Genomic DNA, 15063 nt, shown 5'->3' on the forward strand with positions numbered 1-15063 from the left:
GCTAGTTGCTCATGTATTAGGGTCGACTTACTTATCTGCGTACTTAACTTTATCGCTTCCATCGATGCTTGGAGTTCCATGAGTTCGACCCCCTCGAGTGTGACCGTCGACTCGGACGAGCCGGAGAGTGGCAAACACAGCGGTGCTGCGATTTTGCGACGCGTCCTGGTCCGCAACCGTGGCCCACTCACTATCGGCACGGCCCTGGTCTGTTTGCACCAACTCACCGAGACGGCGGTGCCGATCTCCATCGGTGTGATCATCGACCGTGCAGTGGAGACTTCGGACACCACGGCCTTGATCGTCTCGATCCTCGGTCTCGCGGCTCTGTTTCTCGTTCTGACGGCCGCGTGGCGTTTCGGCGCCCGGTTCATCGTCACCGCGATGCAGCAGGAGGCTCATCGTCTCCGGCTCGAGGTGGCGCACCGCGTCCTCGACCCGCGTGGGGTGCGTACTGATCTGCGATCGGGTGAATTGCTGACGGTTTCAACCTCGGACGCCGAGCAGACTTCGTGGATCGCCGACATCGTCCCGCGCGCCGCGGCGGCCCTGACCGCTGCGGTGGCGTCGGCGGTGGCGTTGGTGTGGATCGATCTGTGGCTGGGACTGGCCGTTCTGATCGGTACTCCGGTCATTCTCGGTCTGCTGCAACTGGCGGCGCCGCTCATCACGTCGCGGGCCACCGGTCAGCAGGCGTCGATCGCTCGGGCGTCGGCGATGGCTACGGATCTGGTCAGTGGACTGCGTCCGCTGCGCGGTATCGGGGGCGAGAAGACCGCGTCGGCGCGCTACCGTACGGTCAGCCGTCAGGCGCTCGCTTCGACGATCGGCACGGCGAAGGCAACCGGTATCTACACCGGCGTTGCCGCGACCATCAGTGCGTTGCTCGCCGTCGGTGTTGCCGGATTCGCGGGATACTTCGCGTTGCAGGGCCGGATCACGGTCGGTGAACTGATCACCGTGGTGGGGCTTGCGCAGTTCATCATCGAACCACTCGGGTTACTCGCGTCGATTCCCGGATACTTCGCGGTGGCGCGCGCGTCGTCGGATCGTCTGGCACTGGTCTTGGACGCGGAGCCGTTGCGGGGAGCGGGTTCGCAGACCGATCTCGAAGGTACCGACCTGACCCTCGACGCCGTCGAGTACAAATCCCTCAAGGGCATCGATCTGCACCTGCCTGCCGGAGAACTGCTGGGCGTCGTGGCTTATCAACCGCAGGACGCCGACGCTCTTGTCGCTGTCCTGTCCGGTCAGCTGGCGCAGGACGCGTATCGCGGAGTGGTTCGGGTGGGCGGAATCAGCCTGTCCGACATGGACTTGCGATTGGCACGCCGCACGGTGCTGGTGGAGCCGCACATCACCGATCTGTTCTCCGGATCGCTCGCGTCGAACGTGACCGCGGGCGCCGGTGATGCTGCTGCTCTCGACATCCAGAGCGCTCTGGTGGCGTCGGCAGCGGCGGATGTCGTCGACGCACATCCAGACGGTCTCGACCTCGAAGTGACCGATCGGGGCGCGAGTTTGTCGGGAGGCCAGCGGCAACGCGTCGCCCTCGCGCGCGCCTTGGTGGCACAGGCACCCGTAATGGTCCTGCACGATCCGACGACGGCGGTAGACGCGGTGACCGAGGCGTCGATCGCCGAAGGAATCGCTGAACTGCGGCACGAGGGTGCCGGAGGCATCCACACGACGGTATTGATCACCAGCAGCCCGGCCTTGCTGGCCGTGACGGATCGAGTGATCGTGTTGAACGACGGAGTGATCGCCTCGACGGGCACACATTCCGAACTCTCTCGCGGCGACGCGAACTACCGAGGAGCGGTGCTGCGGTGACGGCCACGGACATGACAACCGATATGCCGGCGGCGGAGAAGGTGACCGAGCGCGAGTTGTTGCCGATCGCGAGTGGTCGCCAGACCTGGAAGTGGTTGCGGGCAGCGCTGGCCGAACACCGGATGCAGAGCCTGCTGGTCCTGATCGTCGCGGCTTCGGCGTCGGCGATGGCATTGGTGCCGATATACGTCTTCGGTGTCCTGGTCGACCGGGTCCGGGACAACGCGCCCACGTCGACGATCGTCGGGGTGGTCGTGATCATCGCCGCCGCAGCAGTCGTCGGCGGTGTGTTCACCGGTGTGGCCGCCTATCTGATCAAGCGACTCGGTGAGACGATCCTGGCGGACCTGCGTGAGCGAACCGTGGACCGGGCATTGCGCCTGCCGATCCAGACCGTCGAGAAGGTCGGCAAGGGCGATCTGCTCTCACGCGTCGGCGACGACGTGTCGGTGATCGCGAAGGCTGTGTCCGACGTGGTTCCCGGCATGATCGCGGCGGTCCTGCTCGTGGCTCTGAGCATGGTGACCATGCTGGGACTTGACTGGCGGCTCGGCCTCGCCGGAATGGTCGCGCTGCCGATGTACGCGCTGGCACTCAAGTGGTACCTGCCACGATCAGCTCCCGTTTACGCTGCCGAGCGGGCAGCGATGGGCGCTCGTTCACAAGCGCTGATCAGCAGTCTCCAGGGGGCCAAGACTGTCCGCGCGTACAGCCTCGAGAAGGAACATCTGGGTCAGATCGATGCAGCGTCGGCAAAAGCGCGTGATCTGGCCGTCGGAGTGTTCGGCCTGTTCACGAGATTCGCCGGGCGCGGTAACCGCGCCGAATTCGTGGGCCTGTCCATGATCCTCGTCGTCGGATTCCTGCTGGTTCGTGAGGACGTCGTGACAGTCGGTCAGACAACGACGGCTGCGCTGCTGTTCCATCGCCTGTTCAACCCGATCGGCTCGCTGCTCTACACCTTCGACGAAGTGCAGTCCGCCGGCGCCAGCCTCGCGAGACTGGTCGGCGTTGTCGAGATCCCCGAAACGGAAGGTTCGACGGATACGGGTTCCGTTCCGACCGACGGCTCCCTTCATTTGGACGACATCCGGCACAGCTACGACGGTGGCCATGAGGTACTCCACGGAGTGACGCTCAGCCTGCGAGCGGGGGAGCGGGTGGCGCTCGTCGGTTCGACCGGAGCCGGAAAGACGACGCTTGCTGCGATCGCCGCCGGTTCGATCACTCCGACGTCGGGGCGGGTGTCGATCGGCGGCGTCCCGCTTTCCGACCTCGATGACCTACGACGCCACATCGCGATCGTGAGTCAGGAGGTCCACGTCTTTGCCGGACCCCTGATCGAGGATCTGAGATTGGCCGCTCCCGAATCCTCGGACGAGGACGTAGCCGCTGCGCTGCAGACCGTCGGCGCGTACGAGTGGGTTGATGCTCTCGACGAGGGAATGCTGACCGTCGTGGGCGAGGGCGGGCACGAGATGACGGCGGCGCAGGCACAGCAGTTGGCCTTGGCGAGACTGGTATTGGCCGACCCTGCCGTCGCTGTACTGGACGAAGCGACAGCGGAGGCAGGCAGCGCCGGAGCGCGGGAACTGGAAGCGACTGCCGAAGCCGCTACCGAGGGCCGCACCACTCTGGTTGTCGCACACCGGCTTACCCAAGCCGCGGGCGCCGACCGAGTGATCGTGCTCGAACACGGGCAGATCGTAGAAGAAGGCCCGCACCGCGAACTGGTGTCCGCGGGCGGGCGTTACGCGCAACTGTGGGCGGCCTGGGAGGGTCGCGACTGAGGGCGTTCAGACGATCAGGTGAGGTACCCGCCGCCGTGGGGGAAGAACTCGGCGGCGGTGTACTCGCTGCCGTCGTCGAGTCGGACGCGCTCGATCCGCAGTCCCTTGTTCTTGCCCGACCACGCGTCGGGGCCCGCGACGATCACCATGCCGTCGTCTTCCTGGATGAACACTCGGCCGGGGGTTCCGCCGTAGTGCCCGCGTGAGACGGACGCCTTCAGGATGCGGATGCGCTGGCCCTTGAACTCCGCGAAAGCGTTGGGGTACGGATCGGACTGTGCCCGGACGAAACGCTCGATGACCTCGGCGGGCCAGGACCAGTCGACGTGGCTGTCCTGCGGTGCACGCTTGTGGAAGAACGTGGCCTGCGATCGGTCCTGCGGCGTCCAGTCGGTCCGCCCGGACGCGATCAGATCCAGGGCGTCGAGTGTGATGGGGCCGATCATGTCGATCGTGCGGTGGAACAGATCGGTGACGGTGTCCGCGGGGCCGACCGTCGTCGATCGCTGCAGCACGATGTCGCCCGCATCGAGTTCCTCGTCCATCAGGTGCGCCGTGAGGCCGACTTCTTCCTCGCCGTTGATCAGAGCCCAGATGAGCGGGGAGAAGCCCGTGTACTTGGGCAGCAGCGAATCGTGGATGTTGAGGGTGCCGTACTTGGGTGCGTCGAAGACCTCCGCCGGCAGCCAGGTGCGCCAGTTGTTGGCGACGATGATGTCGGGAGCCGCTTCCGCCAGCGCGGCCTTGAAGGCGTCGTCAGGCTTGTTCGCCACGTGAACGGGTACACCGTTCTCGGCCGCCAGATCTGCAACCGAGTCCGCCCACATCTGTTCGTAGACGTGTTCGCTCTTCGGGTGTGTGATTGCCAGTACGACCTCGTGATCGGAGTCGATCAAGGCCTGCAGGGTACGGTGGCCCCAGGTTTGGTATCCGAGCGTAGCGACTCTCAACGGGGGTCCTCCTGGACGAGCATGGGCTGGGGTTGCGGTCACACGACCACCCATCAGCTTAGGCTATCCAACCAAAATTGTTGATCATACGTACGAGGAGGAAGGCTGACATGACGGTCGCCACAATCAACGGAATCCCCATCAATTACCAGGTCAAGGGTGATGGAGATCTGGTGGTGCTCATCATGGGGACCGGTAGCCCTGGCCGCGTCTGGGATCTGCACCAGACTCCGGCATTGGTGGCCGCCGGCTATCGCGTCGCCACCTTCGACAACCGCGGAATCGCACCGTCCGGCGAGAGCCTCGGCGGCATCACGATGACCGACATGGTTGCGGACACCGCCGGGCTGATCGAGCATCTCGGCGGCGGCCCGGCCCATGTCATCGGCACCTCGATGGGCGCCCGGGTCGCGCAGGAACTGACGCTCGCCAGGCCGGATCTGGTTCACAAAGCAGTGTTCCTCGCCGGCCACGCTCGGATGGATCATTTCCAACAGGTCCTGACCGAGGGTGAGCGCCAGTTGTTCGACAGCGGCGTCGCCCTGCCGGCCAAGTACCGTGCCGCAGTGACGGCAGTGATGAACCTCTCGCCGGCCACGCTGGCCGACGATCACTCCGCGCGTGACTGGATGGACATCTTCGAGTTCACCGGCGGCGCAACGTCACCGGGTGTTCGCGCGCAGCTCGGCATGGACCGCGCTTTCGATCGACGTAGCGAGTACAAGTCGATCATGCGCCCGTGCCTGTCCGTCGCTTTCGCCGACGACCGCATGATTCCGCCTTACCTCTCCCGCGAGGTGGCGGACTGCATCGCGACGGCGTCGTACGAGGAGATTCCCGACGCCGGGCACTACGGATACCTCGAGCGTCCGGAGGCCGTGAACAAGGTGCTGATCGACTTCCTGGCGAAGTAGTTCTTTCGTAGTTCTTTCGCACACGAGGAAGGGCCTGACCCGCTACCTGCGGGTCAGGCCCTTCCTCGTGTTTCATGCCAGTGCCAGGAACAGCTTCTCGAGTTCGGCCTCGGTCATCGGTTCCTGACCTTCGGCGCTTTCGCCGGTGAGGCATTCACGCAGCCCCGACGCGACGATCTTGAACCCTGCTCGGTCCAGCGCTTTGGACACGGCTGCGAGCTGCGTGACGACGTCCTTGCAGTCGCGGCCGTTCTCGATCATCGAGATGACCCCGGCAAGTTGGCCGTGAGCACGCCGCAGTCTGTTCAATACGAGCGAAATGCTCTCTTCGTCGCCGGTCATGGTGGCCCCTTCTCGAGTGTTCGTACTGCGACCGAGGGTACCCCTGGGGGCATGTCAGTGTTTGATCCAGTGCTCGATCCGACTGTGGTGTCAGATGATCGAGGTGACTGCCGCGCGCAACTTGACGGCTGCGTCGGCCGCCACGGACTCCAAACCTGGTTCGCCGGAAACCTGAACCATGAGAGCGGGATTCATCGCTTCGACGAAGAACGAGTTCTCGGTAGTCGTATCTTCGCGGACGACGACGTTGCACGGCAGCAGGAGGCCGATCTGACGATCCACCGAGACTGCCCGATGGGCCAATGGCGGATTGCAGGCACCCAGTATCAGGTACTTTTCCATGTCCTCGTCCAGCTTCGCCTTGAGCGTTGCCTGCATGTCGATCTCGGTCAGGATCCCGAAGCCCTGCTCGGCGAGAGCGGCACGCGTGCGGGTGACGACCTCGTCGAAAGTTCCGGTGACCTTGGTTGCAATCGCGATCGGTTCTGTGGGGGTTGTCATTGCCCGCTCCTCGTTGTGGCTGTCGGTGTCGTGGCTGTCGGTGTCGCTGCCATCGATTTCTCTTGCCTTCATCATACCCCTGGGGGTATGAATGCAACAGTGATGTCGGGTACACGGTCAGCCATGCGAGAAGCTGATCTTCGGCAGGATGCGTCGTAGCCATGCTGGTGCCCACCAGGCTGCCCGGCCGGTGAGACGCAGGAGTGCTGGCAGGAGCACCAAGCGCACGAGCACTGCGTCCAGGAGCACAGCTACACCGAGGATGATCCCCATCGCCCCGCTTGGGAAACCCTTGGGGGTTGTAACAGCGCCCCACGCTGCTGTGCGGGGATGCTAAGGGGCGTCACTATCGCGTCAGACGCCACCAAGCACCGATCGATTTCAGATCGGACGCCATGACACTAACAAGCTGAGCTCGTTTTCCGTCTGAATCGGTCCGGTCGTATCCCGTTCCTAATGGAACATCGGTTGGCGCGTTCACTGGTGGAGCGCTCCACGCTCTGGTCATTTGTGGCCCGGCTTCGCGAATTGCGGTGTCGACGAACGCTTTGTAAGCGGTGTGGACCTCTGAAGGGGCATGCATTTCAATTAGTGCTTGGTGATGGGAGATCGCCGTTTTGGCATCCGAAAGCGCACTGGAGAGCATGAACCAGTTACTGGACTCATCGATCTTTCGGCGTATACGGTACGGACCTTCGAGATACGCCTCGACTGCACCGATCGCGTCGCCGTACAGGTTTGCTCGTTCGCTTCGGCGGGTGATTTTGCGCTGGATACTGTAACCAACAACAGCGATCGACGCAGCTATGAGCGCGGCGATAATAGCCGCGATAATCGTCGCGCCGTCCGACCATTCGAACCCCGTGAAGAACCCGCTCGATTCACCGGTACTCCCGGTGGCTGGCGGTTCTGGTGTTGTCAAAACCCTCACGCTGCCTTCTGAAGGAATCCGTGCTCGGCCTCATCGCCGAGCCATATTCCGCCGTCATGTCCGCCAGTTGCGCGCCAATACGATTCGTAGCCGAGGTGGTCAACAATCAGGTCTAGGAGGTCCAGCAGGCCTTTGTCGGCCGTCCATCGGTGCGATGAAGGGTCCCGCGGGTAGTAGAGGCATAACGCATCATCGTCAGGCATTCGATGCTTCGACGACATGCCGCGCTCCGCCCACACGCGCGGATAGTCCTGAGCTGGCAATCCGTAGGTGTCATGAGGCGGGTGGGCGTAAAAAACAATAACGACGTTGACCAGGTCGTTGGGCCCCCGAACATCAAGATTGATTTGATATGCCAGTGCGTACGGGCCCTCGACGACGTGCAAGGTATCGCCGTGAATGCGGCGCGCTTGGGCTTCGATCGCCACCCGCCAGGCAGGCGATGAACCGTACCAATTACCCAGTCCTAGGTTATGCCTCGTGTGGAGGAGTCCGCGCCATGGCGACGGCATTAACCCTGCGGGAACAGGTTGGATCCGTACCTTAGACGTGGTGTCCTCGACAAGGTCTGCGGTCGGGGACGTGGTAGCGACGGACCTCGGCGACGGGCGGTTCGCAGCGCGACGCGCTTTGCGTGCGCCAGATGAACTCACGGAGCCCACGACCTCGCCGGCGTTCGTTGTCTGACTTGCGGTGCCGTAGCCGGGATAGTCCGAATTGCGCGAGCTTGTCGCAGGTCCGCTGTTCGTTGCAAGCGTTGCGCCGCAACGGCTGCGCTCTCTGGATGCGGAAGCATCTCGCTATCGTTGAAGAAGCTAGCCAGGGCCTCGACGGCCAGTACGTTGTAGCCTTCCGCGTCGTAGGCGATGGCGTCGGCAAGTTTGTCGCGAGCGTTCTTCAACTTCGCAACGAGTTCCATACGGTCACCTGGTAGGCCGATGGCCCCAGCAACACCTGCGGGGTCGGGAGTTTCTTGCCAGGACAGCTCGTCGACGGCGTGATCAAACCAAGCGACCAGGCCCGCTACTTGGTCGATGTCGACAGACAAACAATCCAACCCGAGCGCCTTGATATTCCAACTGCACAGTGGTTTGGAGTGCGTGCGGGACCAGTGCTTGAGCAGTCGAACGGTCCTGGAATAGTTGAAATCACTCGATTTCGCCGCGTCGCGAACGAGCCTCGTATGAGTCTCAGGTGCCGAACGATCCCATGAACTGTAGTTGGGAATCCATAGTCCATGGCCGGTCGGGTGATCCAGCGCGACGATGACATCGGCGCTGAAGTCGTCTTGATTCGCATCGACTGGGCTACCGAAAGATACGTACACCGATCGTTTACGCCCCTCGACAATGACCCGGAGGTTGGGAAACTCGGACTTGAGATCACGTCGAATTGCTTCGGCCGCGCGTTGTAGGAGGTCCTGCGGGCCGCGGCCATTGGGACCATATGCACCGTCAGGGTTCGGGATGACGACGCCGAGATCTACGTCGGTGAGTGGGGTCAGCGCATCCCCATGGGCGATCGAACCGTTTACATAGGCACGACTCCCCACACCGAACTCCCGCCGCAGAGACCCTGCGAGCATATCCCGGCGGCGACGCGCCTCGTCAAGCTCTGCGGTGCTGACCTGAATGCGCTCCCGGGCTTCACGAAGCACCGCAGCAAGCCCTTTCCCAGTGCTAGTGCCATCGGGCGTCTGGGCAGAATGTGCGAGATCGGATGAGTACATGATTCCTTCCGCTGCGTACGGCAGCGGAAGGCATCTTTTGACGCATGCCCGAGACGAAGCTAGGTTGACCGAGAACCGTCCAAAGTTCAGCCGCTAGCCCCGAATCCACTGCCCTGGCAATTTGTTGATTCGGGGCTCGGTCTCGTTTCGTGATGAACACTACACCTGGGGGCCGACACGTACGCCCGACACAACACCTTGTAATGCCAACGGGCTAGTTCTCTAGGTTTCCTACACGCACGTCATCTCGCAGTCTGGCTCCTCCATTTTCGAAAGAAAACGGCATTCGAAGAGTTCGTATACGTCCGGAACCGCACGTTCTCCTAAGCTGTGCGGGGAGTAGCGCCGCTGGTCCGACTCCTCGGAATCGGACCACCAAATTCACTTGGCACCGGGAGTGATGTTTCGCTGCAGAGATTCGACCAATTCCGTCAACTCGCCCCGAGTGGCGGTGAACAACACCTCCCGTTTCTCGTCGGTGCCAGTTTTGGACCGATTCTGCGTGATCGTCATCCGGCGCGGAACATCTCCGCTGGACCGTCGAGCCAGGCTCCGGCGCCGCGAACTCACACCCGAACAGAACATCGCCGAAACGACGCAACGTGAACAGCGAGCCACCGCGAAGGACATGGGCCAGCCTGAGGCGAAGGAACGAAACAACCGCGCCATGATGCTCGCCCGCCAACGCGAACACACCGACCAACAGAAGCACCGAGGCCGCGACATCGAACGCTGACCGCCGCCCCAGATCGTGGCGAAGGAATGTTGGCGGGACAGCTTCGCGAGTTGGACGCCGAACCTACGGAAAAGTTGGCGACACCCCGTTGAGATTTTCCTTCACCTTCTGTTTCAGTGAGCGGATGATGCCCGTAACAGGAATGATCGTTTGTACGCTGATTGGTTGCTTCGTTGCCTTGACCTCGGCAGTCCTTGACCGCCGAGATCGATTGGACACCCGCGACATCGTCTGCGGGTTGGTGGGCGCGTTGGGGTCGGCATTAGTCCTCGGAGTCCATTGACAACGAGCTTCAGTGCCAGAAATGGTGATGTAGGCGACAATCGAACGATGACACACACCCCTGTCCTCCTCCACCAACACGACAAGTGGACGTTGATGGTGTCCAACCACACGGAGACTGTCAAAAGGCTTGTCGTATTCGTACATGGATTCAACGGGGACGGACTAAAAACTTGGGGACAATTCACCAAGCCGGGAGCCCACCGAGAATGGTGGTTGGAATCGGATATGCTATTCATCGACTACAATTCCAAACGTGACGGACCCTTGGGGGTCGCCCTTAGGATCCGGAATTGGATTGACCACTTCTACCCAAAGCCTTACGCGCCAGCGATGATGATAGACGATTTGTCCGGACGGGCGGACATTACGACTCCCTACGAAGAGCTTGTGTTGGTCGGACATTCGCTGGGTGGTCTGATAATACGCAGGGCAATCCTCGATGTCGCTATGAATTGGGACAATGAAGGACGGACCCAAGATGAATGGCACGTTCTGCTGAGTGCCACTACCAGATTGTTCAGTCCGGCGAGTGCCGGATTCCAGTCCGGCGGATTCCTCGCGTTGGTTGAAGAATCGGTTTTCGGGCGATGGCTGGAGTTTTATCTCCGTAGATCGCCTGCGTTCAAAGACATGCAACCCAATTCTAGAGTCTTGCAAGATACGCAGAAATGGACGGAAGAGATCGCACTGGAGCCGGGATTTGAGGCACTTCGACCCCGAATTGTATGGGCAAATCCTGACAATGTTGTGACTACTCTCGGATACCGAACTGATGGTAAGCAGGATTCGTGGGATAAGACGACACATTCAAAGGTGTGCAAACCAATTCGTGACCATTTTGAAAATCCTTGGACGTTCATCGAAAAGGGTCAGGTGCCGACATGAGCGATGCACAAGATTTTCGAGCTAATGCATTCATTCACACAGTGTTGCGACCACAGCTGGATATCCTCCGCGATGAACACTCGGAAGATGACATATTGCTTGCTTACAGCCTAGATGCAGTGCAGAGGGTCGTGGCTCGGCAAAGTGATGGCGAGCCACCCGAGGACGTTGATCCTGGCAACGCAGTGGAACTTTTACTGCTCCTCAATGAACTAGAGCTGTTCAATTTCGGGTTAAGGGTCGGCTATTTCAGTGATAACTCAGAAGATCGGATAGAGGCGTTCCGGAGGGAGGTTAAGAATTACGTTTCTTCCCTTGATTCGTATTGGGATGGGCATTCGGATCAATTCGATGAAACCCTCAAGATTGTTAACAAGGACTACACCTGGGATGTTGTAGATGAACTTCAGGTGAATGGTTACGATCTATTTATAGATAGGTATTCGCGAAATCGAAATTTGAATTCCATTGAAGTTAAAGAGACTTTAGAGGTATTAATCTTCTCGACAAATGAAGAATGGTCTGAAAAAATTGAAACGGTGCGTAAGTTGGCAGGTGCGCTGGTTGAGGATTCCACGTTGCGTCTAAGTGATTCGGAAGTTGATGAACTTTCGTGGGCCCTTTCAGGAGCTGATTTGCTATTAGACGGTGAACAGGAATACGGTTTTGTTTCCCAATTTCCGAATCTGGTCGAGAAGATAATTCTGAATGAGCAAGGATACGCATTTGGGAGGCGAGTAGAACTAGTCGCGGCGAGACAGCGAATCTTCGACTCAACCTCGCGCCTGGGCGTGGATGAGGTTGTCGCTGCGCTGCGGACGCTCCAGACAAACGCCGGGGAGGAAGTGCACAAGTTTTCGCCGCAGGTGCCCAGTTTGAAGCAAAGTTTGCAGAGGGCAATCGACGCGAATCCTCGGCGTGAACTCGATGAGTAATTTCTAGGGTGAAAACGTGACAACGGGGTTGCAGGGTTCCTTCGGCGTGTGTGAGGTTGAAGGTTTACATCTCGAATTCGTCTTGAGAATGCGTGCGGGAGTGTCTGCGCGCCAAACGTTCCATTGCGGTCGGTGGCCGATCGGACAGTGACCGCATTGGGGGCTCGATTTCCGTGAGCGCCTTGTCGAGGACCCCGACAAGACGATCCGTCCTGGCGGTGGCCTGATTATAGAAACGTGCCTGCACGAATTCTGTTCTCAGAGGCGCATTCTCGGCGAACTGCCCGACGTCGAGTTCATACCCGGCGTCGCGGGCCAGCTGGGAGAAAAACACCGACTGCGTGCGAGTGTTGCCCTCACGGAAACTGTGGATCGTGTTGATCTCGCCCCAGTGATCAGCGAGGCCGGCGACGAATTGCGCTCGATCCCGGCCACGCAGCAGGTCATCAGCCGCGAGCTTGCGGAACTGCCTTTCCGCAGCCTCGCGGATCTGATCTCCGACCCCTGGGTAATAGCCGTACTGCACCGTGGGCGCTGCCGGGTCCCCGGGCGCGAAGTGGACGACGTCGGGGCCGCTCTTCGACATCTGCCGATCCGGGCCGACCCGCTCCTGACCTGCCCATTCGTATACGTCCTGGAAAAGTGCGCGGTGGACGGCCTTGAGGTGCGCGTAGTCGAAGTTCCCCTCGATCGGTTTTCTGTCGAGTTCGATCGCCCGCAAAAGCGTGGCTCGCACTTCGTACCGGCGCAGTTTTTCCGCGTCCCGTGTCCCGTACGGTTCGGCAGCGGTGACCAGCTTGTTCCGTAAAACAGTCGTTCCCGGGATGAAGTAGTCATCCCAGGAACGGAACTGTGAAGTTTTCGCAGGCAACGGACGGTTAGAGCTCGAGTTCCTGGCGGAAGGCCGCCAGCTCTTGCTCCGGAGTGCTTACTCCTCGTGCAACGCGGCGCGCAGCAGCCTTGTCCGCTTCGGTGACGGTGCCACCGGCGAGACGAACAACACCGGTCGCGAACTGTACCGACTCTTCGACACTGCGCGATGCAGTGCGTGTGGTGACCTTGTGTGCGGTGGTCATGCGGCCCAGCCCTCCCCGTGCGATTCGTTCGATCGCTTCCACTATCTTACATCAAATTGCCTATACATGCAGCTCACCGCCTGTTTTCGTGGGCGAGACGTCGTTGGCGGACGGCAATGTCGTCGTTGACCCACTCCCCCAATCCCTCCAGGTCATCGACGATCTCGAGCGCCTTGAACGAGCACTTAGCGTCGGTGCACCGCTTGTAGCAGGCCCGCTCGGCAAGGTCACGCAACCTAGGCCAGAGTCACTGCACATGGAACGCCGAGAGTTCCGAGCCCGGCTCGTCGAGGGTGTAGGCGCTTTGGTGCGAGACCATCAGCCCTGTCAGTTCCTCGACCGCTACGGGGTGGCGGAACCAGCACGGCGGAATCACTGCATCCGATCCGGACACCGCGTAGCGCCGGCGGAACCACCCCACCCATGCGATCAGTTCCGCCCACAGCTCCGCTGCCTGTGTCCCGTCGAGATCCTCCCACCGGTACACCCGCGCCGGCACATCGTTCTCGAGTTGCTCGTCGTCACCGAACTCGTCTTCCATCATCCGCCTATCCCCCTTGCGTCGGCCAGTATGAGCGTTGGTGATTTTCGTAAAATTGTTGTGTGGCAACGCTATCCGAAGATTCTCCGGTTGGCGCAGCCTGTTCCTGAATCCAGTGGCCGGCCCACGCATCCTGTCCGGTCGCGAGCATCTTGAGTACCGAGTCTCCGCACGGGGCGCAGGAGTCTCCTCGGTGACGGATGCTCTCGAACTTGCCGGTCGACCGGAATGCGCCGTCGTTGTACGTCACCTCCGGGTCACGCACCGTTCCATCGGCAGGAGAGACGATCGCGACCATCGTCCGGCTGATCTCGTTTCCGGTGACGAGAATCCACCAGGCCTTGTCACCTGCTTTCCAATGATCGTCGTGCAGCCATGGCTTAGTCGAATCATCCTGTGCTGCTGAGGGGGTCGAGTTCCTCATCCTTGGTTGCCGACATGGTCTATGTCGCTGCCGTCGTCGTCCGGGGCGGTATCGTCCTGTCCGTCGTCATCTGCCGAAGCATCGGCGGAGGCCGTGGCGACGAGGCGTTCGAGCTTCGTTTCGCGCCAGGACTTCGATCCAGGTTCGCGGCACCAGTCCAACGCCGTGGTGTCGTCGTCGACGTCGATCGCCACCACCACTCCCGTGGCCAAAGCGGCGCGCATCAGATCGCCGCTGCGGACGTGATGGTTGAGCACGTGAATCCGGACGGTCGGAGCGTCGACCTCGAGTTCTTTGCGGACCTTGCCTGCCACGAACACCGCTTTGCCGGCGGCCGAGAGATCCGCCGAGTTCTGGTCGCCTTCCTTGCGGATCTTGTCGTCGTCGAAAAACTCTCCGTACCAGGCAATGAGCCCCTACTGATACGGGTGGGGGTATTCCTGACCGTCACTTCTATACCCCTAGGGGTATCTGTTTGTCACTTTTGAAGGTTCTCTATGCTGCTGGGGGCACCGTCTGATCAATGACGGTGGAACGAACTTCGGTGATACGGATATGGGGAGAGCGATCGTGGACGCACACGACTGGGACGAGCGATACCGAGCGGTGACGGAGCCATGGGGAGTGGACCCGGCGGGAACCGTCGCAACAAGAATTGCCGATCTGAGGCCGGGCACCGCGATCGATCTGGCCTGCGGCGACGGTCGTCACGCGCGGTGGATGGCCGGGCGGGGTTGGTCGGTGACCGCGGTTGACTACTCGTCGGTGGCGATCGATCTGGCACGGGCGAGTGACCGGGACAAGGCCGTCGACTGGCGGGTCGGAGATGCGACCACGTGGCAACCGGAAGGTTCGGTCGACCTGGTGTTGGTCAGCTTCCTTCACCTCGAGGTCGACGAGTTGGCCGAAACGCTGAAGCGCGTCGGGCAATGGTTGACTCCAGGCGGACGCGTCCTCTATCTGGGGCATTCCATCGAGAACTTCCACCGTGGTGTGGGCGGCCCACCCGAACCGACCATTCTGCCCGGTATTTCCGATCTCGCCCGCGCAGCGGAGGGATCGAGGGTCTACGCCCTCGAACATGTCGTTCGGCCGCAGGACGGTAAGACGGCAATCGACGTTCTGCTCGAATTCGGTCCGTGGGACCAGGTCTGACCAGGCGGAGAGCGTGCCTTCACGTTCCTGGGTAGC

At 61.0% G+C, this 15063-nt stretch carries 18 protein-coding genes and 1 pseudogene; 7 read left to right on the forward strand and 12 right to left on the reverse strand.

What is annotated here, in order from left to right; all coding sequences use genetic code 11:
- The first annotated feature begins 78 nt into the window (after nt 1-78).
- Together ACSW29_RS06150 and ACSW29_RS06155 are read left to right on the forward strand one after the other, a co-directional pair.
- On the forward strand, nt 79-1833 hold the full coding sequence (locus ACSW29_RS06150; protein ID WP_448276843.1) for an ABC transporter ATP-binding protein: 1755 nt from the start codon (nt 79-81) through the stop codon (nt 1831-1833).
- A gap of 23 nt (nt 1834-1856) precedes the next feature.
- Nucleotides 1857-3623: an ABC transporter ATP-binding protein gene (locus ACSW29_RS06155; RefSeq protein ID WP_448277409.1), complete on the forward strand. Its 1767-nt coding sequence runs from the start codon at nt 1857-1859 to the stop codon at nt 3621-3623.
- Between the two features lie 14 nt (nt 3624-3637).
- On the opposite strand, the gene ACSW29_RS06160 is transcribed toward ACSW29_RS06155, so the two are convergent.
- The gene (locus tag ACSW29_RS06160; RefSeq protein WP_347871741.1) at nt 3638-4573 is read right to left on the reverse strand and encodes a methionyl-tRNA formyltransferase; all 936 of its coding nucleotides are present in this window, start codon (nt 4571-4573) and stop codon (nt 3638-3640) included.
- 110 nt (nt 4574-4683) lie between these two features.
- Here ACSW29_RS06160 and ACSW29_RS06165 point away from each other — a divergent pair, with 110 nt between their 5' ends.
- Nucleotides 4684-5487 (forward strand): alpha/beta fold hydrolase, encoded by an 804-nt coding sequence (locus ACSW29_RS06165; RefSeq protein ID WP_347871740.1) that lies wholly within the window; start codon nt 4684-4686, stop codon nt 5485-5487.
- A gap of 72 nt (nt 5488-5559) precedes the next feature.
- Here the strand turns inward: ACSW29_RS06165 and ACSW29_RS06170 are convergent, their stop codons facing one another.
- The 6 genes and pseudogenes from ACSW29_RS06170 to ACSW29_RS06195 form a co-directional block, all read right to left on the reverse strand.
- Nucleotides 5560-5829, reverse strand: coding sequence for a metal-sensitive transcriptional regulator (locus tag ACSW29_RS06170; protein WP_230814895.1), 270 nt, complete (start codon nt 5827-5829; stop codon nt 5560-5562).
- Nucleotides 5830-5919: 90 nt separating this feature from the next.
- Nucleotides 5920-6330, reverse strand: a complete 411-nt coding sequence (locus ACSW29_RS06175; RefSeq protein WP_448276844.1) for a DUF302 domain-containing protein — start codon at nt 6328-6330, stop codon at nt 5920-5922.
- A 117-nt stretch (nt 6331-6447) separates the two neighbouring features.
- Nucleotides 6448-6615 (reverse strand): annotated as a pseudogene (locus ACSW29_RS06180) (MMPL family transporter); the annotation flags it as partial.
- 61 nt (nt 6616-6676) lie between these two features.
- Nucleotides 6677-7252 (reverse strand): hypothetical protein, encoded by a 576-nt coding sequence (locus tag ACSW29_RS06185; protein WP_448276845.1) that lies wholly within the window; start codon nt 7250-7252, stop codon nt 6677-6679.
- Between the two features lie 5 nt (nt 7253-7257).
- A complete protein-coding gene (locus ACSW29_RS06190) occupies nt 7258-7689 on the reverse strand; it encodes a hypothetical protein (protein ID WP_448276846.1) in 432 nt (143 codons plus the stop codon).
- A gap of 221 nt (nt 7690-7910) precedes the next feature.
- Entirely contained in the window at nt 7911-8813 is a 903-nt protein-coding gene (locus ACSW29_RS06195) for a hypothetical protein (RefSeq protein ID WP_448276847.1), read from the reverse strand.
- A gap of 628 nt (nt 8814-9441) precedes the next feature.
- Between ACSW29_RS06195 and ACSW29_RS06200 the strand changes: the two genes are divergently transcribed.
- The 3 genes from ACSW29_RS06200 to ACSW29_RS06210 all read left to right on the forward strand — a co-directional run bounded on the left by ACSW29_RS06200 (nt 9442) and on the right by ACSW29_RS06210 (nt 11831).
- Nucleotides 9442-9726: a hypothetical protein gene (locus ACSW29_RS06200; protein WP_448276848.1), complete on the forward strand. Its 285-nt coding sequence runs from the start codon at nt 9442-9444 to the stop codon at nt 9724-9726.
- Between the two features lie 330 nt (nt 9727-10056).
- A complete protein-coding gene (locus ACSW29_RS06205; protein ID WP_448276849.1) occupies nt 10057-10896 on the forward strand; it encodes an esterase/lipase family protein in 840 nt (279 codons plus the stop codon).
- On the forward strand, nt 10893-11831 hold the full coding sequence (locus ACSW29_RS06210; RefSeq protein WP_448276850.1) for a hypothetical protein: 939 nt from the start codon (nt 10893-10895) through the stop codon (nt 11829-11831). Before ACSW29_RS06205 ends, ACSW29_RS06210 begins: the two co-directional genes overlap by 4 nt.
- A gap of 64 nt (nt 11832-11895) precedes the next feature.
- Here ACSW29_RS06210 and ACSW29_RS06215 read toward each other — a convergent pair whose 3' ends face one another.
- From ACSW29_RS06215 to ACSW29_RS06235, 5 genes are all read right to left on the reverse strand, one after another.
- The gene (locus ACSW29_RS06215) at nt 11896-12567 is read right to left on the reverse strand and encodes a Fic/DOC family protein (protein WP_448276851.1); all 672 of its coding nucleotides are present in this window, start codon (nt 12565-12567) and stop codon (nt 11896-11898) included.
- Between the two features lie 142 nt (nt 12568-12709).
- Entirely contained in the window at nt 12710-12907 is a 198-nt protein-coding gene (locus tag ACSW29_RS06220; protein WP_054801853.1) for an antitoxin VbhA family protein, read from the reverse strand.
- 247 nt (nt 12908-13154) lie between these two features.
- Entirely contained in the window at nt 13155-13451 is a 297-nt protein-coding gene (locus ACSW29_RS06225) for a hypothetical protein (RefSeq protein WP_448276852.1), read from the reverse strand.
- Nucleotides 13452-13455: 4 nt separating this feature from the next.
- Nucleotides 13456-13872, reverse strand: a complete 417-nt coding sequence (locus ACSW29_RS06230; RefSeq protein ID WP_448276853.1) for a hypothetical protein — start codon at nt 13870-13872, stop codon at nt 13456-13458.
- Nucleotides 13869-14186, reverse strand: coding sequence for a hypothetical protein (locus ACSW29_RS06235; protein ID WP_448276854.1), 318 nt, complete (start codon nt 14184-14186; stop codon nt 13869-13871). Before ACSW29_RS06235 ends, ACSW29_RS06230 begins: the two co-directional genes overlap by 4 nt.
- Before the next feature lie 256 nt (nt 14187-14442).
- Here ACSW29_RS06235 and ACSW29_RS06240 point away from each other — a divergent pair, with 256 nt between their 5' ends.
- A complete protein-coding gene (locus ACSW29_RS06240; protein ID WP_448276855.1) occupies nt 14443-15027 on the forward strand; it encodes a class I SAM-dependent methyltransferase in 585 nt (194 codons plus the stop codon).
- Nucleotides 15028-15063: the final 36 nt, after the last annotated feature.

The sequence above is a fragment of the Rhodococcus sp. GB-02 genome (assembly GCF_053470465.1).

Bases quoted from the DNA above. Each gene is read 5' to 3' on its own strand.
- ACSW29_RS06150 (WP_448276843.1), top strand. From the start codon at position 79: ATGAGTTCGACCCCCTCGAGTGTGACCGTCGACTCGGACGAGCCGGAG.
- ACSW29_RS06155 (WP_448277409.1), top strand. From the start codon at position 1,857: ATGCCGGCGGCGGAGAAGGTGACCGAGCGCGAGTTGTTGCCGATCGCG.
- ACSW29_RS06165 (WP_347871740.1), top strand. From the start codon at position 4,684: ATGACGGTCGCCACAATCAACGGAATCCCCATCAATTACCAGGTCAAG.
- ACSW29_RS06170 (WP_230814895.1), bottom strand. From the start codon at position 5,829: ATGACCGGCGACGAAGAGAGCATTTCGCTCGTATTGAACAGACTGCGG.
- ACSW29_RS06175 (WP_448276844.1), bottom strand. From the start codon at position 6,330: ATGACAACCCCCACAGAACCGATCGCGATTGCAACCAAGGTCACCGGA.
- ACSW29_RS06205 (WP_448276849.1), top strand. From the start codon at position 10,057: ATGACACACACCCCTGTCCTCCTCCACCAACACGACAAGTGGACGTTG.
- ACSW29_RS06210 (WP_448276850.1), top strand. From the start codon at position 10,893: ATGAGCGATGCACAAGATTTTCGAGCTAATGCATTCATTCACACAGTG.
- ACSW29_RS06220 (WP_054801853.1), bottom strand. From the start codon at position 12,907: ATGACCACCGCACACAAGGTCACCACACGCACTGCATCGCGCAGTGTC.
- ACSW29_RS06225 (WP_448276852.1), bottom strand. From the start codon at position 13,451: ATGATGGAAGACGAGTTCGGTGACGACGAGCAACTCGAGAACGATGTG.
- ACSW29_RS06230 (WP_448276853.1), bottom strand. From the start codon at position 13,872: ATGAGGAACTCGACCCCCTCAGCAGCACAGGATGATTCGACTAAGCCA.